The organism is Rhodococcus maanshanensis NBRC 100610 (assembly GCF_001894865.1).
Lineage (GTDB): Bacteria > Actinomycetota > Actinomycetes > Mycobacteriales > Mycobacteriaceae > Rhodococcus_G > Rhodococcus_G maanshanensis.
The window spans coordinates 1-21,221 of sequence record NZ_BCXA01000005.1; the positions used below are offsets into that span (position 1 = coordinate 1).

Annotated in this window: 25 protein-coding genes and 1 riboswitch; of the genes, 13 read left to right on the plus strand and 12 right to left on the minus strand. The window is 70.3% G+C overall.

All coding sequences use genetic code 11. The features are described 5' to 3' along the window. Positions 1–304: 304 nt before the first annotated feature. A riboswitch (SAM riboswitch) is annotated at positions 305–422 on the plus strand. 137 nt (positions 423–559) lie between these two features. The 4 genes from RM1_RS02790 (at position 560) to metX (RM1_RS02805) (ending at position 5,589) form a co-directional block, all read left to right on the plus strand. After that, positions 560–1,867: a bifunctional o-acetylhomoserine/o-acetylserine sulfhydrylase gene (locus tag RM1_RS02790; protein WP_072749926.1), complete on the plus strand. Its 1,308-nt coding sequence runs from the start codon at positions 560–562 to the stop codon at positions 1,865–1,867. Positions 1,868–1,869: 2 nt separating this feature from the next. Further along, positions 1,870–3,048 carry a homoserine O-acetyltransferase MetX gene (metX, locus tag RM1_RS02795; protein ID WP_083576490.1) on the plus strand — a complete coding sequence of 393 codons (1,179 nt, stop codon included), beginning with the start codon at positions 1,870–1,872 and terminating at the stop codon, positions 3,046–3,048. A 74-nt stretch (positions 3,049–3,122) separates the two neighbouring features. After that, positions 3,123–4,358 (plus strand): homoserine O-acetyltransferase MetX, encoded by a 1,236-nt coding sequence (gene metX / locus RM1_RS02800; protein WP_425528678.1) that lies wholly within the window; start codon positions 3,123–3,125, stop codon positions 4,356–4,358. Positions 4,359–4,440: 82 nt separating this feature from the next. Beyond that, positions 4,441–5,589: a homoserine O-acetyltransferase MetX gene (metX, locus tag RM1_RS02805; protein WP_072750036.1), complete on the plus strand. Its 1,149-nt coding sequence runs from the start codon at positions 4,441–4,443 to the stop codon at positions 5,587–5,589. Between the two features lie 76 nt (positions 5,590–5,665). Here the strand turns inward: metX (RM1_RS02805) and RM1_RS02810 are convergent, their stop codons facing one another. Together RM1_RS02810 and RM1_RS02815 are read right to left on the minus strand one after the other, a co-directional pair. Then, positions 5,666–5,977: a DUF3017 domain-containing protein gene (locus tag RM1_RS02810; RefSeq protein WP_051637464.1), complete on the minus strand. Its 312-nt coding sequence runs from the start codon at positions 5,975–5,977 to the stop codon at positions 5,666–5,668. Between the two features lie 8 nt (positions 5,978–5,985). Continuing rightward, entirely contained in the window at positions 5,986–6,846 is an 861-nt protein-coding gene (locus tag RM1_RS02815) for a bifunctional methylenetetrahydrofolate dehydrogenase/methenyltetrahydrofolate cyclohydrolase (protein WP_218019672.1), read from the minus strand. Between the two features lie 32 nt (positions 6,847–6,878). Between RM1_RS02815 and RM1_RS02820 the strand changes: the two genes are divergently transcribed. Then, complete coding sequence (locus RM1_RS02820; RefSeq protein ID WP_174562902.1) at positions 6,879–7,400, plus strand: GNAT family N-acetyltransferase; 522 nt, start codon at positions 6,879–6,881, stop codon at positions 7,398–7,400. Positions 7,401–7,415: 15 nt separating this feature from the next. On the opposite strand, the gene RM1_RS26330 is transcribed toward RM1_RS02820, so the two are convergent. Continuing rightward, positions 7,416–7,625 carry a tautomerase family protein gene (locus RM1_RS26330; protein WP_072749929.1) on the minus strand — a complete coding sequence of 70 codons (210 nt, stop codon included), beginning with the start codon at positions 7,623–7,625 and terminating at the stop codon, positions 7,416–7,418. A gap of 87 nt (positions 7,626–7,712) precedes the next feature. Here RM1_RS26330 and RM1_RS02830 point away from each other — a divergent pair, with 87 nt between their 5' ends. Further along, positions 7,713–8,192 (plus strand): winged helix-turn-helix transcriptional regulator, encoded by a 480-nt coding sequence (locus RM1_RS02830; protein ID WP_072749930.1) that lies wholly within the window; start codon positions 7,713–7,715, stop codon positions 8,190–8,192. Here RM1_RS02830 and RM1_RS02835 read toward each other — a convergent pair. Then, positions 8,189–8,797, minus strand: coding sequence for a pentapeptide repeat-containing protein (locus RM1_RS02835; protein WP_072749931.1), 609 nt, complete (start codon positions 8,795–8,797; stop codon positions 8,189–8,191). The two genes, RM1_RS02830 and RM1_RS02835, sit on opposite strands and share 4 nt — an antisense overlap. Before the next feature lie 84 nt (positions 8,798–8,881). Continuing rightward, a complete protein-coding gene (locus RM1_RS02840) occupies positions 8,882–9,292 on the minus strand; it encodes a pyridoxamine 5'-phosphate oxidase family protein (RefSeq protein ID WP_027501739.1) in 411 nt (136 codons plus the stop codon). A gap of 92 nt (positions 9,293–9,384) precedes the next feature. Here RM1_RS02840 and RM1_RS02845 point away from each other — a divergent pair, with 92 nt between their 5' ends. Next, positions 9,385–9,849: a tRNA (cytidine(34)-2'-O)-methyltransferase gene (locus tag RM1_RS02845; RefSeq protein ID WP_072749932.1), complete on the plus strand. Its 465-nt coding sequence runs from the start codon at positions 9,385–9,387 to the stop codon at positions 9,847–9,849. On the opposite strand, the gene RM1_RS02850 is transcribed toward RM1_RS02845, so the two are convergent. From RM1_RS02850 to RM1_RS02860, 3 genes are read right to left on the minus strand one after another with little or no spacing between them, the layout of a single operon-like run. Next, positions 9,846–10,631, minus strand: coding sequence for a class I SAM-dependent methyltransferase (locus tag RM1_RS02850; protein ID WP_072749933.1), 786 nt, complete (start codon positions 10,629–10,631; stop codon positions 9,846–9,848). The genes RM1_RS02845 and RM1_RS02850 overlap by 4 nt on opposite strands. A gap of 3 nt (positions 10,632–10,634) precedes the next feature. Beyond that, entirely contained in the window at positions 10,635–10,871 is a 237-nt protein-coding gene (locus tag RM1_RS02855) for a DUF167 domain-containing protein (protein ID WP_083576492.1), read from the minus strand. A 7-nt stretch (positions 10,872–10,878) separates the two neighbouring features. Continuing rightward, complete coding sequence (locus tag RM1_RS02860; RefSeq protein WP_072749934.1) at positions 10,879–11,766, minus strand: LysR family transcriptional regulator; 888 nt, start codon at positions 11,764–11,766, stop codon at positions 10,879–10,881. Positions 11,767–11,857: 91 nt separating this feature from the next. Here RM1_RS02860 and RM1_RS02865 point away from each other — a divergent pair, with 91 nt between their 5' ends. Next, entirely contained in the window at positions 11,858–12,952 is a 1,095-nt protein-coding gene (locus RM1_RS02865; protein WP_072749935.1) for a TDT family transporter, read from the plus strand. A 19-nt stretch (positions 12,953–12,971) separates the two neighbouring features. On the opposite strand, the gene RM1_RS02870 is transcribed toward RM1_RS02865, so the two are convergent. Beyond that, positions 12,972–14,105, minus strand: a complete 1,134-nt coding sequence (locus RM1_RS02870; protein WP_072749936.1) for a hypothetical protein — start codon at positions 14,103–14,105, stop codon at positions 12,972–12,974. Between the two features lie 190 nt (positions 14,106–14,295). After that, positions 14,296–14,565: a metal-sensitive transcriptional regulator gene (locus RM1_RS02875; protein ID WP_027501746.1), complete on the minus strand. Its 270-nt coding sequence runs from the start codon at positions 14,563–14,565 to the stop codon at positions 14,296–14,298. Positions 14,566–14,761: 196 nt separating this feature from the next. Here RM1_RS02875 and RM1_RS02880 point away from each other — a divergent pair, with 196 nt between their 5' ends. From RM1_RS02880 to RM1_RS02900, 5 genes are all read left to right on the plus strand, one after another. Next, on the plus strand, positions 14,762–15,478 hold the full coding sequence (locus RM1_RS02880; protein WP_072749937.1) for a TenA family protein: 717 nt from the start codon (positions 14,762–14,764) through the stop codon (positions 15,476–15,478). Continuing rightward, positions 15,475–16,497 carry an ABC transporter substrate-binding protein gene (locus RM1_RS02885; protein WP_425528679.1) on the plus strand — a complete coding sequence of 341 codons (1,023 nt, stop codon included), beginning with the start codon at positions 15,475–15,477 and terminating at the stop codon, positions 16,495–16,497. The genes RM1_RS02880 and RM1_RS02885 overlap by 4 nt, the downstream gene beginning before the upstream one ends. Further along, on the plus strand, positions 16,475–17,245 hold the full coding sequence (locus RM1_RS02890; protein ID WP_072749938.1) for an ABC transporter permease: 771 nt from the start codon (positions 16,475–16,477) through the stop codon (positions 17,243–17,245). The genes RM1_RS02885 and RM1_RS02890 overlap by 23 nt, the downstream gene beginning before the upstream one ends. Next, on the plus strand, positions 17,238–18,053 hold the full coding sequence (locus RM1_RS02895) for an ABC transporter ATP-binding protein (RefSeq protein ID WP_072749939.1): 816 nt from the start codon (positions 17,238–17,240) through the stop codon (positions 18,051–18,053). The genes RM1_RS02890 and RM1_RS02895 overlap by 8 nt, the downstream gene beginning before the upstream one ends. 90 nt (positions 18,054–18,143) lie before the next feature. Continuing rightward, positions 18,144–18,590 (plus strand): Rv0313 family protein, encoded by a 447-nt coding sequence (locus tag RM1_RS02900; protein WP_072749940.1) that lies wholly within the window; start codon positions 18,144–18,146, stop codon positions 18,588–18,590. 35 nt (positions 18,591–18,625) lie between these two features. Here RM1_RS02900 and RM1_RS02905 read toward each other — a convergent pair whose 3' ends face one another. Both RM1_RS02905 and RM1_RS02910 read right to left on the minus strand, forming a co-directional pair. Continuing rightward, entirely contained in the window at positions 18,626–20,263 is a 1,638-nt protein-coding gene (locus RM1_RS02905; RefSeq protein WP_072749941.1) for an FAD-dependent oxidoreductase, read from the minus strand. Between the two features lie 89 nt (positions 20,264–20,352). Further along, entirely contained in the window at positions 20,353–21,183 is an 831-nt protein-coding gene (locus tag RM1_RS02910; protein ID WP_072749942.1) for a DUF4349 domain-containing protein, read from the minus strand. Between the last annotated feature and the right edge of the window lie 38 nt (positions 21,184–21,221).

Genomic DNA, 21,221 nt, shown 5'->3' on the forward strand with positions numbered 1-21,221 from the left:
GGCCCGGTTGATCGCTTCCGCCGATCCATAGAACAGGCCGGTCCCGATGGCCGAACCCAGCGCGATGAACCTGATGTGCCGGGCTGTGAGACCTCGGGTCAGCGCCGTTGCGGCGGCTTTCACTATCGGTCTCCCTGCGAACTACTCGAAACTCGGGCGATGCCCGGACTTGATGATTGCGACCCGCAGCCTAGCCCTGTAATGCAGGTCACCCGCTGTTGCCGGGTCCCATGCGGCGCCTCCGCCACGCCGAAACGCCGACCTCGCTTTCGACCGCTCGACCCGAGCCGCTAATATCGGGGGCGGTCATGAGTGCCAGCATCAAGCCCCGGCTAGCTGGTCGGCAACCCTCCATCCGCGGTGGGGTGCCCCGGGTGATGACCGGGTTGTCCGAGAAACAGTTCGGATGACAAGCGCGGGTCCGTCGGGACGGACCCACAAAAGCGGGCCACGACCCACCGGAGGTTCACCATGTGTTGTTGTCGCAGATAGGACCCAGTCTTGCCCCCTGGCGCCCGAGCTGCGCCGATCTCCCCCAATTTCTTGGAGTAGACAACACATGAGCGAGAACACCCCCGTCACCGACCCCGCTGCCTGGAGCTTCGAGACCAAGCAGATCCACGCGGGCCAGACGTCCGATGCGACGACCAACGCCCGCGCGCTGCCGATCTACCAGACCACGTCGTACACGTTCAACAACACCGACCACGCGGCGGCGCTGTTCGGACTGGCCGAGCCGGGCAACATCTACACCCGGATCATGAACCCGACCCAGGACGCGGTCGAGCAGCGGATCGCCTCGCTCGAGGGGGGCGTTGCGGCGCTCCTGCTGGCCTCGGGTCAGGCCGCCGAGACGTTCGCGATCCTCAACCTGGCCGAGGCGGGCGACCACATCGTCTCCAGCCCGCGCCTGTACGGCGGCACCTACAACCTCTTCCACTACACGCTGCCCAAGCTCGGGATCACGGTCAGCTTCGTGGAGGACCCGGACAACCTCGAGCAGTGGCGCGCGGCCATCCAGCCGAACACCAAGGCCTTCTTCGGCGAGACCATCTCCAACCCGAAGAACGACGTCTTCGACATCCCCGGCGTCTCGGCGGTTGCCCACGAGAACGGCATCCCGCTGATCGTGGACAACACGGTCGCCACCCCGTACCTGATCCGGCCGCTCGAGCACGGCGCGGACATCGTGGTGCACTCGGCGACCAAGTACCTCGGTGGGCACGGCACGGCGATCGCGGGCGTCATCGTCGACGGCGGCAACTTCGACTGGACCCAGGGCCGACACACGAACTTCACCACGCCCGACCCCAGCTACCACGGCGCGGTGTTCGCCGACCTCGGTGCGCCCGCCTACGCGCTCAAGGCCCGCGTGCAGCTCCTGCGCGACGTGGGTGCGGCGGTCTCGCCGTTCAACGCCTTCCTCATCAGCCAGGGGCTGGAGACGCTGAGCCTGCGCATCGAGCGGCACGTCGAGAACGCCCAGCGGGTCGCCGAGTTCCTGCAGGCCCGGCCCGAGGTCACCTCGGTCGCGTACGCCGGCCTGTCCTCGTCGCCGTGGTACGAGCGCGGCCAGAAGCTCGCGCCGAAGGGTGCGGGCGCGATCGTCGCGTTCGAGCTGGCAGGCGGGGTCGACGCGGGCAAGAGCTTCGTCAACGCCCTCACCTTGCACAGCCACGTCGCCAACATCGGTGACGTGCGTTCGCTCGTCATCCACCCCGCCTCCACGACGCACTCGCAGCTGACCCCCGATGAGCAGCTGGCGTCGGGCGTGACCCCGGGCCTGGTGCGGCTCGCCGTCGGCATCGAGGGCATCGACGACATCCTGGCCGATCTCGAGGCCGGTCTCGCGGCGGCGGCATCTTGACAGTGCGCTCCGAGTCAGACGCCCGTTCGGCGCGGCCTCCGCGGGGACCCCTACCGTCCCTCGCGGGGTTCCCGCCGCCGAACGGGCGGTTGACGGGCATCGGCATCGGCCCGTTGGAACTCGAGAGCGGGGTCGTCCTGCCCGACGTCACCCTCGCCGTGCAGGCGTGGGGAGAGCCGAGCGCCGACCTCGACAACGTCGTGCTCGTCGAGCACGCGCTGACCGGCGACTCACACGTCTCCGGTCCCGTGGACGACGAGCACCCGTCGCCGGGCTGGTGGAACGGCATGATCGGCCCCGGCGCCCCCATCGACACCGACGAATGGTGCGTCCTCGCCACCAACGTCCTCGGTGGCTGCCGCGGTACCACCGGGCCCGCCTCGCTCGACCCGGACGGCCGGGCGTGGGGATCGCGCTTTCCCGAGATCTCCATCCGTGACCAGGTGTCGGCGGAGCTCGCGCTGGCCGACCTGCTCGGCATCGAGCGGTTCGCGGCGGTGGTCGGCGGCTCGATGGGCGGCATGCGGACCCTCGAATGGACGGTCGGCCACCCCGACCGCGTCCGATCCGCCCTGATCCTCGCGGTCGGGGCGCGGGCGACCGCGGACCAGATCGGCACCCAGACCACGCAGATCGCCGCGATCACCGCCGACCCCGACTGGCAGGGCGGCGACTATCACGGCACCGGACGGGTGCCCCGCACCGGACTGGGGATCGCCCGTCGGATCGCGCACCTGACGTACCGCACCGAGGACGAACTCGACACCCGGTTCGGCAACGCGACGCAGCCGGGCGAGGACACCTGGCACGGCGGCCGGTACGCGGTGGAGAGCTACCTCGAACACCAGGCCGACAAGCTGGTCGCCCGCTTCGACCCCGGCACCTACGTGCTGCTCACCGAGGCGATGAACCGGCACGACGTCGGCCGCGGCCGCGGCGGCGTGGAGGCGGCGCTCGCCTCCACCCCCGTCCCGGTGATCGTCGGCGGCGTGGACTCCGACCGGCTCTACCCGCTCCGGCAGCAAGAGGAACTGGCAGAGCACCTGCCGGGGTGCGACGGGTTGCGCGTGGTGAACTCCCGCTACGGACACGACGGCTTCCTCACCGAGGCCGAATGGGTCACGACGCTGCTCGGCGAGACCATGGGGCTGGCCAGGGCCGGCCGTGGCTCCGCCGAGTAGGGCGATTCTCACACTGCCGAACGTATTTTCATTATCACCATTTTTGTGAGCGCGGGGTCGCTACCATCTGCGCCGTGCGCTCGACTGTGATCCACCCCATTTCGACCACCCTCCCGCAACCGCTCGCCACCTTCCCCGCGACAGACGGTTCACTGGTCACGGTCGCCATCGGCTCGCTCCGATTGGAGAGCGGCGATGTGCTGCCGGACGTCACCGTCGCCCTCCAGTGCTGGGGCACCCCCAGCCCGGATCTCGACAACATCGTGCTCGTCGAGCACGCACTGACCGGCGACTCACACGTCACCGGCCCCGCCGACGACCAGCACGCCACCCCCGGTTGGTGGAACGGCATGGTCGGCCCCGGCGCCCCCATCGACACCGACGAATGGTGCGTCCTCGCCACCAACGTGCTCGGCGGCTGCCGCGGCACCACCGGACCGAGCTCGCCCGCCCCCGACGGAAAGCCATGGGGCTCACGTTTTCCCGCGATCTCCGTCCGCGACCAGGTCGAGGCCGAGGTCGCCGTGGCCGACGCCCTCGGCATCCGACGGTTCGCCTCCGTCGTCGGCGGCTCGATGGGCGGCATGCGGACCCTCGAATGGACGGTCGGCCACCCCGACCGCGTCGGCTCGGCCCTTGTCCTGGCGGTCGGAGCCCGCGCGACCGCGGACCAGATCGGCACCCAGACCACCCAGATCGCCGCGATCACCGCCGACCCCGACTGGCAGGGCGGCGACTACCACGGCACCGGCAGGACCCCTGAGGCCGGACTGAGCGTCGCCAGGAGAATCGCGCACCTGTCCTATCGCGCCGAGTCGGGTCTCGACGACGCTTTCGGGAATGCACCGCAGGCCGGGGAAGATCCGTGGCGCGGTGGCCGATACGCCGTGCAGAGCTACCTCGAATACCAGGCCCGCAAGCTGGTCGCCCGCTTCGAAGCCGGCTCCTACGTGGTCCTCACCGAGGCCATCAACCGGCACGACATCGGTCGCGGCCGGGGCGGGGTCGCGACCGCCCTGGCGTCGACCCCGGTCCCGGTTGTCGTCGGCGGCGTCGACTCTGATCGGTTGTTCCCGCTGCGCCAACTCGAGGAGGTGGCGCAGCACCTGCCGGGCTGCGATGGCCTGCGGTTGGTGCGGTCCGCGGATGGGCACGACGGCTTCCTCACCGAGGCAGAATGGGTCACCAAACTACTCCGCGAGACTCTGGATTTGGCCCGAATCGGCCGCATCGGGGCCGCTCTCGGGCAAGCCGAATCAGGGCAGCGCGAGATTTCCGGATTGGCCTCCTCCTGGACGCTTGATCGATAACATTTGCGCCGTGTCAACGCCAACGATCAACCTCAGCACCCCCGTCGAGCAGCTCGCGACCGACGCCACCGTGACGGCGGTCATCGCTGAGCCGGGCACCCGCAGCGTCGTCGCGTTTCCGCCGACGGACGGGCGTCTGACCGAGATCAAGATCGGATCGCTCCAGCTGGAGGGCGGGGGCGTGCTTCCGGACGTCACCGTCGCCCTCCAGTGCTGGGGCACCCCCAGCCCGGATCTCGACAACATCGTGCTCGTCGAGCACGCACTGACCGGCGACTCACACGTCACCGGCCCCGCCGACGACCAGCACGCCACCCCCGGTTGGTGGAACGGCATGGTCGGCCCCGGCGCCCCCATCGACACCGACGAATGGTGCGTCCTCGCCACCAACGTGCTCGGCGGCTGCCGCGGCACCACCGGACCGAGCTCGCCCGCCCCCGACGGAAAGCCATGGGGCTCACGCTTCCCGCTGATCTCCATCCGCGACCAGGTCGAGGCCGAGGTCGCCGTGGCCGACGCCCTCGGCATCCGACGGTTCGCCTCCGTCGTCGGCGGCTCGATGGGCGGCATGCGCGTCCTGGAATGGACGGTTGGCCACCCCGACCGCGTCGGCTCGGCCCTTGCCCTGGCGATCGGCCCGCGCGCGACCGCGGACCAGATCGGCGGCCAGACCACCCAGATCGACGCCATCACCACGGATCCGAACTGGCAGGGCGGCGACTACCACGGCACCGGCAGGACCCCGGACTCCGGACTGAGCATCGCCCGCCGGTTCGCGCACCTGTCGTACCGCGGCGAGGCCGCCCTCGACCTGCAGTTCGAGAACGCGACCCAGCACGGCGAGGACATCTGGCGCGGCGGCCGGTTCGCGGTGCAGAGCTACCTCGAGTACTGCGCGGACAAGCTGGTGACGACCTTCGACGCCGGCTCCTACGTGGTGCTCAGCGAGGCCGTCAGCCGGTACGACGTCGGCCGTGGCCGCGGCGGGATCGCGGCCGCGCTCGGCTCGTGCCAGGTCCCCGTGGTCGTCGGCGCCATCGACTCGGACCGGATCATGCCGCTGCGCCAACTCCAGGCCATGGCGGAGCTGCTGCCGGGCTGCGACGGCCTGCGGGTAGCTCGGTCCGACGCCGGCCACGACGGCTTCCTCACCGAGGTCGACTGGGTCACCTCGCTGGTCGACGAGACCTTGACGCTGGCCAGGGCGACCCGCGTGAGCACAGCAGCGTGATCGCGGTGCTGCCGTCGTAACGGCGGCAGCACCGCGACCCGCGCGCGCACCACGGGCGCCGCGATCACGGCACCCCTCAGTCGGTGCCCAACGGATCGATCGAGACCGCCAACCACACGATGGCGCCGCCGACCGCGGTCAGCGCCCCGACATCGAAGCGCTGGCCCCGCACGGCCAGCAGCCCCACCCGCTCGGCGGGCAGGCACAGCCGGAATCCGGCGGCCAGCAGCGTCGCCAGCCCGAACACGAAGGCACCTCGCCGCCACCGGTCGGCGAGCACGAAGACCACCGCGACGAGCACCACCGCGAACACCGCCAGCAGCGGCAGGTTCTTGCGTGCGAAGCGCACCCAACGGTTCGCCGTCGGTGCGGAGGTCTGCGCGGTCATCGGCGGTGCTACTCGGAGCCCGCTGCGAGCTGCTCCGCGCGCTCCACGACGTTGGTCAGGAGGAAGGCTCGCGTGAGCGGCCCGACGCCGCCGGGGTTCGGCGAGATGAATCCCGCGACCTCGCGGACGCTGTCGTCGACGTCGCCGCGCAGGCCGTCGGCGGTCCGGCTGACGCCGACGTCGAGCACCGCGGCACCCGGCTTGACCATGTCCGCTGTGATCAGCCCCGGCACCCCGGCCGCGGCCACGACGATGTCTGCGCGCTCGACCTCGGCCGCGAGGTCCTTGGTCCCGGTGTGGCAGAGGGTGACGGTGGCGTTCTCGCTGCGACGGGTCAGCAGCAGACCGATCGGCCGGCCGACGGTGACGCCGCGGCCGACGACCACCACGTGCGCGCCGTTGATCGGCACCTCGTAGCGGCGGAGCAGGTGCACGATGCCGCGGGGGGTGCAGGGCAGCGGCGCCTCCTTGCCCAGCACCAGCCGACCCAGGTTCACCGGGTGCAGTCCGTCGGCGTCCTTGCCCGGGTCGATCCGCTCGAGCGCGGCGTTCTCGTCCAGATGCTTGGGCAGCGGCAGCTGCACGATGTACCCGGTGCACTCGGGGTTGGCGTTGAGCTCGTCGATGGTGGCCTCGAGCTGCGCCTGGGTGATGTCTGCGGGCAGGTCGCGCCGGATCGAGGTGATCCCCACCTTGGCGCAGTCGTTGTGCTTGCCGCGCACGTAGGCCGCGGAACCGGGGTCGTCGCCGACCAGGACGGTGCCAAGCCCGGGCGTGATGCCCTCGGCCTTGAGCGCATCCACTCGGGCTTTGAGATCGATGAAGATCTCGTCGCGGGTTGCCTTGCCATCCAGGATCGTCGCAGTCACGGCCACCATTGTTTCAGGTAAGACTGGATGGCATGGCAACGACTCCCGAACAGGCACCCGATCTCGTCGGCCCGCGGGTGGTGCTGACCGCGATCCGCCCCGAACACCGCGACCGACTGCGCGAGATCCACCGCGAGCCCGAGGTCCGCAGATGGTGGCAGATTCCCGACGACGACTGGCCCGAGGTCGAGGAACCGGACACCACCAAGTACACGGTGCTGGAGGGCGGTCAGGTCATCGGGTTCGCTCAGTGGTACTGCGAACCGGACCCCGACTACCGGCACGCCGGGCTGGACCTGTTCCTCTCATCCGGGACGCAGGGTCGGGGCCTCGGCACCGAGGTCGTGCGGGTGCTGTGCGCACATCTCGTCGACGACCAACGGTTCCACCGGTTGGTCATCGACCCGAAGCTCGCCAACGCCCCCGCGATCGCCTGCTACCGCAAGGTGGGCTTCAAGGACGTCGGCGTGATGCGCGAGTACGAGAAGAACAAGAACGGCACCTGGGACGACGGGCTGCTGATGGACCTGCTGGCGCGCGAGCTCGTGCGCTGAAGCGGGCCCCCACCGTCAGCCCTCGGGGTACAGGACGGGCTTCAGCTCCGCCCAAGTCCGTCCCGCCGTCAGGAAATGGGTGTCGGCGACCTCCTCCACGAACACCATCACATGGGCGGCGTCGTAGCCGAGGTTCTCCGCCACGACCCGACCCACGTCGCTCATTGTCTTCCGGATCGCCTCCGGGGACTTGCCCTGCATCGTCTTGATCGTGACCATCGGCATGCGCTTCCTCCACCACTCTGGGTTTGATATTGAAACCCAGCATGACGGAACCTGGGTCTGAAAGTCAAACCTTGGTAGCCTGGCCGCATGCCGGACCGACGCGCATTGAGAGTTCCGCTCGACGACTGCGGGCTCGCTCGCGCCGTGACGGTGATCGGGGACCGCTGGACGCTGCTCGTGCTTCGCGAGGCGCATTACGGCGTGACCCGATTCGATGAGATGCGAGCAGACCTCGACATACCGAAGGCCGCGTTGAGTTCGCGGCTGAAGGGGCTCGTCGACGAGAAACTGCTCGAGCGGCGCCCCTATCAAGAGGAGGGTTCGCGGACTCGGGACGAGTACGTGCTCACCCCCAAGGGCCGCGCACTGTTACCCGCCCTGATCGCCTTGATGCAGTGGGGCGACCGTTACGCGAGCACGGGAGGCGCACTTCGGTTCCACCATGCCGGGTGCGGCGGGACCGTGACTGCTCGTCTCGTGTGCGACTGCGGGCATCTCGCCGAACCGGCGGACCTGGTTGCCACCGCAGCCGAGCACGCCGACATCGCAGCGGACGGGAGTCGCTAGGGCTCGACGATCAACCCGTGCGCGGTGGCCATCGCGATCGCCTGCGTCATCTCGATCTTCGCCCCGTCCAGCTTGGCGCTGGTCCACAGCGCGGCGTCGACGTGCGCGCCGCGCAGGTCGGCGCCCTCGAGCCGAAGGCCGCTGGTGCGGGCACCGAACAGGTCGACGGACTGCAGCACCGTCTGCCGCAGGTCGGCGTCGACGAGATTGGCCTCGCGCAGCCGGCAGTCGGTGAGGTTGACCCCACGCAGGTCGGCCTTGCCGAGCGAAACGAGCGTGAAGTCAACCTCGTCGAACTCGATCGGCCGGATGCGGCAGTCCTCGAAGGCGGAACCGAGCAGGCTCGAACTCCGGAACACGCTGTGCCACAGCCGCGTCCGGGTGAACGTGCAGGACCGGAATGCCGTCACGGTGTGATGTGAACCGGACAGGTCCGCGCCGGTGAAGTCGCAGTCGGTGAAGACGACACGCTCCGTGCGCAGCTCGCTGAGGTCCGCGTCCCGGAAGTTGCAGCCGGTGTAGTGCCGATCGTGCCAATTCTGACGCGGCAGTCGGGCGTCCGCGAAGTCCTCGCCGACGAATTCCTCGGGGTGATCCGGTGCCATGTGGCCATCCTGCCCCCACCCACCGACGCGGCGGGGCACCGGTGGCCGGGCACCTGCCGTTCCCGGTCTGCTACTCGGCGCCGATCAGGCGGGAGGCGTCAGGCGCACCCGGGTCGGCGTGATCCGCAGTTCGGTGCTGTAGACCCGGTCTATCTCCTCGACCGTGGTGCCGAGCTCACCGGTGATGCTGGCCTCGTACTTGTCGAGATAGGCGCGCATGCCGCTCGACTTCTTGTTCGGGGTCGCCGATGCGGTGCCGCTGATGACGACGATGTCGGTGCCGTGCGGGTCGGAGTTGAAGTTGAGGGTGACCGCCGGGCGCTCGGCGATGTTGTGCACCTTGCGCGATCCGGGAGCGCTGAACACCACCAGATCGTCACCGTCCGGCACGAACCAGACCGGGTTCGGTGCCGGCGCTCCGCTGTCGGTGACGGTGGTCAACCAGGCGACGTGATCCTCGGCGATGTGGCGGCGGGCCTCGGGTGGCATCTCCATGTCGGCCTCCAATCGAGTCTGTATCGACGATACGACCTCTCGACGGCCCGGGGCGCTGAACGGCCCGCCGCATCCGGTGGCAAGCTGATGCGGTGTTCCGACTGATGTTCCACGAGCCGCGCATCCCACCGAATACCGGCAACGCGATCCGTCTTGTCGCGGGCACCGGGTGTGAGCTGCACCTGGTCGGCCCGCTCGGCTTCGACCTGTCCGAGCCGAAGCTGCGCCGGGCAGGGCTGGACTACCACGACCTGGCCTCGGTCACCGTGCACGAGAACCTCGAGGCCGCGTGGGCCGCGCTGGCACCCGAGCGGGTGTACGCGTTCACCGCGCACGGGCAGACCTCGTTCGCGGACGTCGAGTACCAACCCGGCGACGTGCTGCTGTTCGGCCCCGAGCCGACCGGGCTGTCGCAGGAGGTCCTCGCCGACCCGCACGTCACCGCCCAGCTGCGGATCCCGATGGTCCCCGGCAGGCGCTCGCTCAACCTGTCCAATGCCGCGGCCGTCGTCGTCTACGAGGCGTGGCGCCAGCAAGGCTTCGCGGGCGGCAGCTAGCGGGTCGCGGTCGCCACCGCGAACGCCACCCGCATCTGGGTGAACCGGAACAGGCCTGCGCCACCCGAGACCTCCTCGTAGGCGCGCACCACATCGTCGACGAACCGCGGCACCCGGTCCGCGTCCAGCCGGGCGGTCCAGGCCGCGAAACCCACCGCGCACCAACGGGAGAACTCGTCCCTCGATCCGAAGTCCCAGTCGAGATCCGAGGTCCGCAGGTCGGTCACGACGAGGCCAGCCGACGCGGCCAGCTCCGGATAGGCGGCGGGGTCCACGTGGATGTACGGCGCCTCGAACCCGGCGAACGACGCGGCCCACGCCTGCTCCCCGCACACGCGCATGGCCACCGACTCGAGGCTCGGCCGCTCGCTCGCGCACACCATCTGGATGATCACCCGCGCGCTCGGGTGCGCGGCCCTTGCAATGCCCGCCAGCGCCCGCCGCTGCTCGCGCACCCAGTGCAGCGCGTTGAACGAGACCACCACGTCGAATTCGTCCTCGAACGGCAGCTCGCGCGCGTCCGCGACGAGGAAGGTCGCGGTCGCCCCATCGGGCACCGGCCGGGACCGGGCCTTGTCGACCATCTTCGCCGAGGCGTCGACGCCGACCACCGACCCCCTCGGCAGCCGCCCGGCCAGGGCGAGCGTGATGAACCCGTCGCCACACCCGACGTCGAGCAGGCGTTCGGCACCGGTCAACTCGAGACCGGACAGCGACCTCTCGGCCAGTGTTCGCTGCAGACCACTGACCTGTGCGTAGCCCTCACCGTCCCATTCGGACACGGATCAATCCTGCACCTCGAAGCGCTTGTGGCGGGAGGTTTGCCCGGATATCAGTCGCACCGATCTCTTCGACACGCCCAGATGAGCGGCGAGCAACTCCTCGGCCGCCTTGTTGGCCTTGCCCTCCACCGCGGGCGCGCGCACGTAGAGCAGCAGCGTGCCGTCCTCGAGGGTCTCGACCAGCGGCCCCTTCTTGCTGTTCGGCTTGATCTGCGCGGCGACGACCCTGATCCCGGACACCGAGCCCTCACCCCGCGGCGATGTCGAGGAAGTCGCGCGCGGGCCCGCGCAGACCGCGGTCGGCGGACCACACCACGAGCAGCCTGCGCGGCAATCGCAGGCCCTGCACCTCGACCGACACCAATCGTCCGTCCGTCAGATCCGCCGCCACCGCCAACGAGGACACCACGGCGGGCGCGTTGCCCGCGACGACGGCGGCCTTGACCGCCGTGCACGAGGTGAGCTCGAGCAGCGGGTTCACGCACCCCGGCACGGCGTTCTCGAGCGTGTTCCTGGTGCCCGAACCGAACTCGCGCTGGATCAGCGGCGTCCTGGCGAGCTCGACAGGGGTGATCGGCGCCGCGCTCGCCCACGGGTGCCCGGGCGGGACCACCACCACCAATTCGTCGCGCGCCACCTCCCGCGCGTGCAGCCCGGCCGGCACGTCCGGCCCCTCCACGAAGCCGAGGTCCGCCTCCCCCGCCAGCACCTGGGCCGCGACGTCGGTGGAGTTCAGCAGCCGAACCGAGGTCACCACGGTCGGGTTCTTGCGCCGCATGGTCACCGTCCAGCCCGGCACCAGGTACTCGGCGATCGTCATGCTCGCCGCCACGGTCAGGTTGGCCTCGCGCTCGCCGCGCAGCGCCGAGATCCCCGACGCCAGCTCCTCGGCGGCGGCGAGGGTGCCCGCCGCCCACTCCAGCACCAACCCGCCCTCGTAGGTCGGGGTGACGCCGGTGGTGGCGCGGTCGAACACCCTGATCCCGAGCAGGCGTTCGGCCGAGCGGATCCGCGCGCTGACGGCCTGTTGGCTGAGTCCGTGTTCGCGCCCCGCGGCCCCCATACTGCCGAGCCGGGCGACGGAGACCAGGACGTCGAGGGCGGCGAGTTCGGGGACGCGCGGGGACAACGGCATACCAACAGGATAGGCCGTCACAACCTGAGGTTGTGACAAGCCAACGACAAGCCGTCTACCGGCGCCGACGTCCGGGCGGCAGTCTTTAATCATGCTCACGATCGTCCGCGACCCCGCCCCAGCCCCAATCGCTCGCCGCAGCCCCGCGTTGGCACACCTGACGCCGAACTGGTTCGCAGTGGTGATGGGCACTGGGATCATCGCGGTTGGCGCGGCCTCCCTGCCGGTGGACCTGCCGGGCCGCGACTCGATCGCGCGGGGGTTCTGGGTGCTGGCGACCGCAGCGTTGCTGCTGCTCTCCGTCGCATTCGCGGCCCACTGGGTGCGGCATCGCGAGCAGGCGCTCGGCTACGCCCGCAATCCGGCGATGGCGCCGTTCTACGGCGCGCTGCCGATGGCCGTGCTGACCGTCGGAGCAGGCGCCGCCGGCGTCGGCACCGAGATCTTCGGCCCCTCCGCCGTCGTGGCCGCCGCGCTCCTGTGGGCGCTCGGCACCGTGGCCGGGGTGACCGCGGCCATCATCGTGCCGCCGCGCATGTTGTCCGGCGGCATTCCCAGCCCCGTGTGGCTGATGCCGGTCGTGCCGCCGATGGTGTCCGCCGCCACCGGGGCGGCGCTCATCCCCCACCTGCCGGAGGGTCAGGCCCGGCTCACCATGCTACTCGGCTGCTACGCGCTGTTCGCCATGGCACTGACCGCGGCCGTCGTGACGATGGCGGTGGTGATCGGACACCTCGCCCGCGCGGGACTGCCCGGCGTGCAGGCCATCCCGACGATGTGGATCCCGCTGGGCGTGATCGGGCAGTCGATCGCCGCCGCGAACCTGCTCGGCCGGGTCTCCGGCACCGCGGTCTCGTCCGATGCGGCCGCCGGGCTCCGCGCGTTCGGCGTCGCCTACGGCACCGGTGTCGCGGGCATCGGCGCGCTGGTGCTCGGCTTCGCCTGCCTGCTCACGTACCGTGCCGCAGGCCGCGGGCTCCGCTTCTCGATGAGCTGGTGGAGCTTCACGTTCCCGCTCGGCGCCTGCGCGGTCGGGGCGGGGGCACTGGGGATGGCTACAGATTCCGTTGCCGTCCAGTGGTTTTCCGTCGCCCTGTTCGCATTGTTGCTCGGCATCTGGGCCGTGGTCGCCGCCAACACCGCGCGCGGGGTGTGGACGAGGACACTGCTCGTCCCCGCCCCATGAGCCCCGTCGCGCGGTGAGGTCAGAGCAGGAACACCAGCACCGCGCCGATCAGGGCGACCGCCGCGATGAGCGCGAGCGCACCGGCCAGCACCAGCGGCCTGCCGCCTCCCGAGGGGGCGTCGCCGTCGTCGCCTTCCTGGTCATCGTCGGGATCGACGTCCGAGACGGCCTGGATCGCCCCAACGGCCGACGCGGTGAGCAGGCTCGAACGTTCGTGGGCGTCGGTGACCTCGCGCACCTCACGCACCGAACCCGGGATCGCGCTGATCACCTCGGTGACGTCGTACGACGGCGGCAGGCCGATCCGCCTGATCGCCATCGCCGGGGTCTGGAATCCGGCGGCCAGGATCGCCGCACCCAGTGCGGCGGCCTGCTCCGGGCCCGGCCCCACCACGCTGTGCACCCCGAGCCGGTCGGTCAGCGCGGTCGCGACGCCCTTCAACGCGACCGTGTCCCGCGCCACCAGTCCGTCCCCGGTCACGATCACGGCATCGAGGTTCGAGGGCAGCCAGCCGAACGCGCCGAGCGCGGTGGAGAGCTGCGCGGTGGGTGACGTCCCGCTGCCTGCGGGGAACCGGAAAGAGCGGCCGACCAGCACACCCGAGCGCACCAGGCTCACCGACGTTCCCGCGTCGTCCGCGTGGTACGTCCCGATCAGCTGACCCGGCTGCTCCGCGACCTCGGATTCGAACCAGGCGCAAGTGGCCTCCGCGTCGGACACCAGCGTGATCTGCGGCATGCCGCCGTAGTCGAGCGATTCGCGGAGGTCCGCCACGGTCTCGGGATCCCAGTTGGACGGGTAGGTCGCCCAGACGTGCGGGGTGCCACCGTCCCGCCCGCCGTGGTCCGGCAGCGGCTCGCACTCGTGCAGCAGGCTGCTGATCGCGGTCGCGACCACATCCTCCGCCCGATACCGGGTGCCGTCGCTCGCCGCGACCCCCTCGGGTTCGCCGACTCTCGACAGGAACCCGGACAGCGTGTGCTCCGTAGCGCCGTCCTGCCCGGCACCGCCGAGCACTGTGCTCCCGTCGGAGCCAACATGCAGCACCGTGTCGCGGACGATGACTATGGGGTCCGGGGTTCCCGCGTCGTTCGACGCGATCACCGTGTGCGACACGATGCTGCCCACCCTGAGCCCAATTCCCACGGACACGCCAACACCTCATTCGGTATGAACAGATCGCCGTCCGCACGCCGAATCATTCAGCGCGCGGCCGGGTTACATCTTGCTATGCCGACGTTCAGGTGGGCGCGCGACACACGGCCAGAAGCGTCCGGATCCCATATTCCGCGATGCCCGAGCGGGGTTGCGTCCCTTGGCGCCGCCGACGCGCGGCGCGGCCTCAGGCCAACGCCAGGAAGAGCTTCTCGAGCTCCGCCTCGGTCATCGGCTCCTGGTTGTCGCGATTGGTCCCGGACAGGCAATCGCGCAGGCCGGTCGCGACGATCTTGAAGCCGGCGCGATCCAACGCACGCGAGACCGCGGCGAGCTGGGTCACCACGTCCTTGCAGTCGCGACCGCTCTCGATCATCGAGATGACGCCCGCCAGTTGGCCCTGCGCGCGCCGCAACCTGTTGAGCACCAACGCGATGCTCTCCTCGTCACCCGTCATTTCGCCACTCCTCAGTTCTCACGTCCGGATCCGTCGACTCCAATGGTACCCGCCGGGGTATGCGACCGCGGGCGGGTGCGGCCCTGGCCTGCGCAGATGCTAATGTCTGCCGTGTTGAGACACGGGGTGCTCCGCAAGTCGCGGGGCTGAGAGCAGACCCGAGAACCTGGCCAGGTAATGCTGACGAAGGGATGTCATGGCTTCGCATACGCCCACCACGGGGGGCACCACTGACCGCTTCACCGAACACCTGTGGGATCACACCAAGACGCTGCGCGTCGCGATCGACGAGTTGGAGTTCCTCCGCCGCCTCGGCGACGGAAGCCTGCCGCTCGACGTCTTCCGCTTCTACGTCGAGCAGGACTCGCTGTACCTGAGCGGGTACGCGAAGGCACTCGCCGTACTCGCCTCACGGGCACCCGACCCGGCATCCGCCGCCTTCTGGGCGACCTCCGCCGCCAGCGCGGCCGTCGTCGAGACCTCCCTGCACGAGGATCTGCTGTCGGGCGGGGTGCTGCCGCCCGCCGAGCAGGAACCCCGGCACTCCCCGACCTGCCTCGGCTACGTCTCCTACCTGATCGCGGCCGCGGCAACCGAGCCGTACCCGGTCGCGGCCGCGGCGATCCTGCCGTGCTTCTGGATCTACGCCGAGGTGGGGCGCGACCTGGCCGCCGGCGCGGCGAAGGTGCTGGCCGCCGATCCCGGACATCCCTACGCGCAGTGGGTGTCCACCTACGACGCCGAGGAATTCCAGACGTCCGCGGCGACCGCCCGCACCCTGGTCGACGCGGCCGCGAGTGCCGCAACCGAACGCGAGCGCGAGGCGATGGTCGAGGCGTTCACGATCGCGACGCGGTACGAACTCCTGTTCTGGGACACCGCGCTCCACCCGCAGCCCTGGCCCGCGCCGTGACCGCCCGGATCCGCCGCGCGCTCGCGGGCGCCGTCGTCGCGCTGTCCTCGCTGTCGCTGCTCACCGCGTGCGGCTCCGACAGCGGCTCCGGGGAGACCATCCGGTTCGCCCTCGACTGGACCCCGAACACCAACCACACCGGGCTCTTCGTGGCGCAGCAAAAGGGGTACTTCGCCGACGCCGGACTGGACGTGGAGGTGTTGCCGTACAACAACACCGCGGTCGACACCCTCGTCGACGCCGGGAACGCCGAGTTCGGGATCAGCACCCACGACGCGTCCACGTTCTCGCGGGCCTCGGGCGCGCACACGGTGTCGGTCCTGGCTCCGCTGCAGCACTGGGCGACCGCGATCGGCGTCCGCGCCGACCGGGCCGACATCGTCAGTCCCAAGGACCTCGACGGCAAGACCTACGCCGGTTTCGGCGATCCGGGCGAGAACGAGACGCTCCGCCAGGTGATCCGAAACGACGGCGGCACCGGCGATTTCAACTCGGTCACCCTCGGCACGTCGGCATACGACGCCGTCTACTCCGGCAAGGCCGACTTCACCGTCTCCTACTTCGCATGGGAGGGCATCGAGGCCGAGCACGCGGGCACCCCGATGCGGTACTTCCGCTACACCGACTACGGGTTCCCCGATGCCTACGCCATCGTGGTCGACGGCAACGAGGACTGGCTCGAGTCGCATCCCGAGCAGGCCCGCAAGTTCGTTCAGGCGCTGCAGCGGGGCTACCAGTTCGCCGCGGACAACCCGGACGAGGCCGCGCGGCTGCTCATCGAGGCCAACCCGGGTGCCTTCAACGACGAGTCGCTGGTGATCGAGAGCCAGCGGATGCTCGCCGGGGAGTACATGAAGGACGCGACAGGGAAGGTCGGCACCCAGACCCTGCCGCAATGGGCGGGCAACTCGGGATTCCTCTATCAGCACGGACTCCTCGCCGGCCCGGACGGCAACCCGTTGACCACCGAACCCGACTGGTCGACGTACTTCACCAATGACTACCTCGGCCCTTCGTAGACTGACCCCCGCCCTGGTGGTGGTGGCGGCGCTGGTCGCCGCCTGGCAGATCTATGTCGACGTCAGTGGGATCCGTCCGCAGCTGCTGCCGTCGCCCGCTCGCGTCGCGCAGCAGGGCTGGGGGCACCGCGAAGAGATCGCCGTGCACGCGGGCGCCACGCTGACGGTGACCCTGATCGGGTTCTCGGTGTCGCTGGTGCTGGCGTGGGCGCTGGCGATCCTGGTGGACTTCTCGCCGTGGCTGCGCCGCGCCTTCGTGCCGTTGTTCGTGGCCTCGCAGACCCTGCCGATCATCGCGATCGCCCCCCTGATGATCATCTGGTTCGGGTTCGGGCTGCTCCCGAAGGTCCTGGTGATCGCGCTGGCCACCTTCTTCCCGATGGCGATCGGGCTGATCGAGGGCTTCGCCTCGACCGAACAGGAGGCCGGTGCGCTGCTGCGCAGCATGCGCGCCTCGCGCTGGCAGGTGTTCCGGTATGTGCGGCTGCCGTCCGCCCTGCCGAGGTTCTTCACCGCGCTGCGCATCGGCATCACCTACGCCGTCGTCGGGGCTGTGTTCGCCGAGTACGTCGGGGCCAGTAAGGGACTCGGCATCTACATGAGCCTGCAGAAGAACTCGTTCCGCACCGACCTGGTACTGGCGGCGGTGCTGGTGACCGCCGTCATCAGCATCGCCCTGTACCTGCTCACCTTCGCGGTGGAGCGGGTCGTCGCCCCGTGGTCCCGGATGGAGCACGGCCATGGCTGAGGCACGGGGATCGAGGATCGCGCTCGACGGGGTCACCAAGTCGTACCCGCTGCCCGGGCGTCGCGGCGGTGCCCGTCTCGTGCTGGACCGGGTGTCCTTCGACGCCGCGCCCGGCGAGTTCGTCTCCGTCATCGGCCCGAGCGGCTGCGGCAAGAGCACGGTGTTCAACATCCTCGCCGGGCTGGACTCGCCGGACTCGGGCCGGGTGCTCGTCGGCGACGGGGCGGCCTCGGGAACCCCGCACAGCGCGTACATGCCGCAGAAGGACCTGCTGTTCCCGTGGCGAACGGTGCTCGACAACACCGCGCTCGGGCTCGAGGTGCAGGGAATCGACAAGCGGGAGGCCAGGCGCCGCGCCCGCGAGCTGTTCCCGATCTTCGGCCTGTCCGGGTTCGAGGACGCCCGCCCGTTCCAGCTCTCGGGCGGGATGCGCCAACGCGCCGCGATGCTGCGCACGGTCGTCCAGGACCGCGAACTGCTGCTGCTCGACGAGCCGTTCGGCGCCCTCGATTCACTGACCCGCACCGAGATGCAGGACTGGCTACAGCAGGTGTGGCAGCGGTACCGGTGGATGGTCCTGATGATCACTCACGACATCCGTGAGGCGGTCTACCTCTCCGACCGGGTGATCGTGCTGTCGGCCCGGCCCGCCACCGTGCGCCGGGAGGTGCGTGTCGACCTGCCGCGGCCCCGGGAACTGTCCGTCGTCACCTCGCCCGAGTTCGTCGCGCTGGAGCAGGAGCTGTTGGAAGTGCTGCACGAGGAGTCGCGCCGCGCGCTCGCCGAGCAGGAGTCCGCACCCTGGTGACCCGAGGTCCTGGCGCCACCGACGCGCTGCGGCCACACTGGAGGTGAATCCCGGGTCGACGACGAGCCGGGGCGACCAAGGAGAATTTCCATGGGCAGCAGGGGACCGTTCGGCATCGATCCGGAAGACATCGAGCGCATCGCCCGCGAGGCCAGTGCGGGACTGCGCGACGCCGCCGAGAAATTCGGCAGGTTCCTCGACGACGCGGGCATCCCCTACTCGCACTCGTTCAACGTGGGAACCAGCACGTCGTGGCCCCGGCCGAGGCCGGAGACGACGGGCGACACCGGCGACGGCGTGTGGGCCATCTACACCGTCGACGAGGACGGGTCTGCCCGGGTGGACCAGGTGTTCGCGACCGAGCTCGAGGCGCTGCGGATGCACAAGAACAACACCGACCCGCGGCGACTGGTGCGGTTCCTGCCGTACGGGGTGACGGTGAGCGTGCTCGACGAGACCAACGACGACGAGCCGCCCGCCCCGAAGGCCGAGACCGACGAGCAGCCCGGCGAGGCCCCCGCCGACGACGAGAGCTAGCGTCCCGGCGGCTTGTGCGCGAGTAGGTATCGCGCCTAGACGAACTCGCCGACCGGCATCCGCCCTGCCTGCCAGGTGCGGTAGCCGCCGTCCAGGTTGCGCACGCTGCGCCCGAGCTGGCGCAGCAGCTGGGTCGCGGTGTGGCCGCGCTGGCCGACCTGGCAGATCGCGACCAGCTCGCCGTCCGGCAATTCGGCTGCGCGCGAGCGCAACTGGTCGAGCTCGATGTTCAGCGAACCGGGGATCGAGCCCTGTGCGAACTCGGCAGGGGTGCGCACGTCCACCAGCACCGCACCGGCCTCGACCAGCGCAGGCAGCTCGTGCCACTGCACCGTGGCGGTGGTCCCGGTGCGCAGGTTGTCCGCGACGTAGCCGAGCATGTTCACCGGGTCCTTCGCCGAACCGAACTGCGGCGCATAGGCCAGTTCGAGGTCTGCCAGCTCGGCGGCGGTGAGGCCGCCGACCATGGCCGTCGCGATCACATCGATGCGCTTGTCGACGCCGTCGCCGCCGACGCCCTGGGCACCGAGGATCGCGTCGGTCTCCGGGTCGACGAGCAGCTTGAGCGACATGCCCTGCGCGCCCGGGTAGTAGCCGGCGTGCGACTGCGGGTGCGTGTGGATGGCCCGGTACCCGCGGCCCGCGGCGCGCAACCGCTTCTCGTTCCACCCGACCGCGGCCACCATCAGCGAGAACACCCCGACGATCGCCGTGCCGACGACGGGGCGCGCCCGCACCGGCCTGCCCGCGATCACGTCCGCGACCAGCCGGCCCTGCCGGTTCGCGGGGTTCGCCAGCGGAACCAGTCCGGCGCCGCCGGTGAGCGCGTCGGTCTTCTCCACCGCGTCGCCGACCGCGTAGACCCCCTCAACCGAGGTCCGCATGCTCGCGTCGACCACGATGCCGCCGCGAGGCCCGACCTCGATGCCCGCGCCGACCGCCAGCGCGGTCTCGGGCCGCACCCCGATGGCCATCACGACGACATCGGCCGGGATCAGGCGGCCGTCGGCGAGGGTCGCGGTGTCCGCGCCTATTCCGGTCACCTGGGTGCCGAGCTCGAGCCGGACGCCGTTGCCGCGCAGCTCATCCGCTACCGGCGACGCCATCTCGGGATCGAGCGGGGCCAGCACCTGGTCGGCCAGCTCGACGACGGTGACCTCGAGTCCACGGCGTCGCAGGTTCTCGGCGAGCTCGACGCCGATGAACCCGGCCCCGACGATCACCGCGGTACGGGCGTCGGCATTCAGCTCGCCGACCAGCCGGTCCACGTCCTCGACGTCGCGCAGGACCAGCGCCCGCCCGACGCCCTCGATGTCGGGGACGATGGGGCTCGCGCCGGGGCTGAGCACCAGCGAGTCGTACGACTCCGCACTCTCCTCGCCCGTCCGCAGATCGCGGACGGTGACCGTCCTGGCGACGGGGTCGACGGCGACCACCTCGGTGCGCACCCGCACGTCGAGGCGGAACCGGGCGGCGAGGCTCTCCGGGGTCTGCAGCAGCAGCGCCTCCCGGTCCTCGATGACCCCGCCCGCGTAGTAGGGCAGCCCGCAGTTCGCGAACGACACGTGCGCGCCGCGCTCGAAGACGACGATCTCCGCCTCCTCGTCCAGGCGACGCAACCTGGTCGCGGCGGACATGCCTCCGGCGACCCCACCCACGATGACGACCTTCACGGCGACTCCTCTCAGTCGAATCGAACTATACCCCCTCGGGTATCTCCATGGCCGTGGGCGTGACCGGTCACACCCCGGGACGCCGGGGGTCAGCGCCTGCGGACCAGCCGCACGAGGGCGTACCCGACGAGGACGACCAGCGCGAGGAAGCCCACCCAGGGGACGGCCCGGCCGAGGAAGACGATCAGTCCGTGCAACGCGGACAGCAACGCGTGCCACCCGGCGACGACGCCGTCCCAGAAACTGTCCGGGTCCGCGCTGCCCGGCCCGTCGGTCGTGATGTCGATCGAGATGGTCGCGAGCTCGACCTGGTCGGCCAGCGCGCGTCGCTGCGCGACGAGGCTGTCGAGTTCCGCCTGCCGCTGCGAGAGCGCGTTCTCGGCCTCGATGAGATCCGCGGTGTTCGCGGCGGTCGCGATCAGCCCCTGCAGTCGCGTGACCGAGGCCTGCAGGGCACCGATCCGCGCGTCGAGGTCCTGGGTCTGCATGGTGACATCGCTCCTGCTGACGCTGACCCCGGTCACCTCGCCCAGGCCCGAGATCTCGTCGAGGGTGGCGGTGAGGCGGTCCGCCGGGATCCGAACCGTCAGAGAACTGCTCGGCTCGGTGTCGTCGGTCCGTGGGCGCTCGGTCCGGTCGTCGACCCGTCCGCCCGCGTTCTCGACGATGCGCACGACGGTGCGGCCGGTGTCGACGGGGTCGGCCGCGGTGAGCGAGACGGAACCGGTGGTGACCTCCTGCCTTTCGGCGAGGCCCTCCGCGGGCGCAGGGGCGAGCTTCGCATCGGGCGCGATGCCCGCCTCGGCACCGGCCGCGGGCGAGGATTGCGAGTCGGACTGCGACTGTTCGGGTTCGCCGCCACCACAGCCCGCCAACAATGCGATCAGGATCAGGATCGTGGCGAGCGCGGGTGCCTTCATACCGGGGATGCTAGGCCGATGGGCGACGGCGGACGGAG

Excerpts from the sequence above, each read along its gene's own strand:
- RM1_RS02790 (WP_072749926.1), top strand. The coding sequence starts at position 560 with ATGAGCGAGAACACCCCCGTCACCGACCCCGCTGCCTGGAGCTTCGAG.
- RM1_RS02810 (WP_051637464.1), bottom strand. The coding sequence starts at position 5,977 with ATGACCGCGCAGACCTCCGCACCGACGGCGAACCGTTGGGTGCGCTTC.
- RM1_RS02820 (WP_174562902.1), top strand. The coding sequence starts at position 6,879 with ATGGCAACGACTCCCGAACAGGCACCCGATCTCGTCGGCCCGCGGGTG.
- RM1_RS26330 (WP_072749929.1), bottom strand. The coding sequence starts at position 7,625 with ATGCCGATGGTCACGATCAAGACGATGCAGGGCAAGTCCCCGGAGGCG.
- RM1_RS02830 (WP_072749930.1), top strand. The coding sequence starts at position 7,713 with ATGCCGGACCGACGCGCATTGAGAGTTCCGCTCGACGACTGCGGGCTC.
- RM1_RS02835 (WP_072749931.1), bottom strand. The coding sequence starts at position 8,797 with ATGGCACCGGATCACCCCGAGGAATTCGTCGGCGAGGACTTCGCGGAC.
- RM1_RS02840 (WP_027501739.1), bottom strand. The coding sequence starts at position 9,292 with ATGGAGATGCCACCCGAGGCCCGCCGCCACATCGCCGAGGATCACGTC.
- RM1_RS02860 (WP_072749934.1), bottom strand. The coding sequence starts at position 11,766 with ATGCCGTTGTCCCCGCGCGTCCCCGAACTCGCCGCCCTCGACGTCCTG.
- RM1_RS02865 (WP_072749935.1), top strand. The coding sequence starts at position 11,858 with ATGCTCACGATCGTCCGCGACCCCGCCCCAGCCCCAATCGCTCGCCGC.
- RM1_RS02875 (WP_027501746.1), bottom strand. The coding sequence starts at position 14,565 with ATGACGGGTGACGAGGAGAGCATCGCGTTGGTGCTCAACAGGTTGCGG.
- RM1_RS02880 (WP_072749937.1), top strand. The coding sequence starts at position 14,762 with ATGGCTTCGCATACGCCCACCACGGGGGGCACCACTGACCGCTTCACC.
- RM1_RS02890 (WP_072749938.1), top strand. The coding sequence starts at position 16,475 with ATGACTACCTCGGCCCTTCGTAGACTGACCCCCGCCCTGGTGGTGGTG.
- RM1_RS02895 (WP_072749939.1), top strand. The coding sequence starts at position 17,238 with ATGGCTGAGGCACGGGGATCGAGGATCGCGCTCGACGGGGTCACCAAG.
- RM1_RS02900 (WP_072749940.1), top strand. The coding sequence starts at position 18,144 with ATGGGCAGCAGGGGACCGTTCGGCATCGATCCGGAAGACATCGAGCGC.
- RM1_RS02910 (WP_072749942.1), bottom strand. The coding sequence starts at position 21,183 with ATGAAGGCACCCGCGCTCGCCACGATCCTGATCCTGATCGCATTGTTG.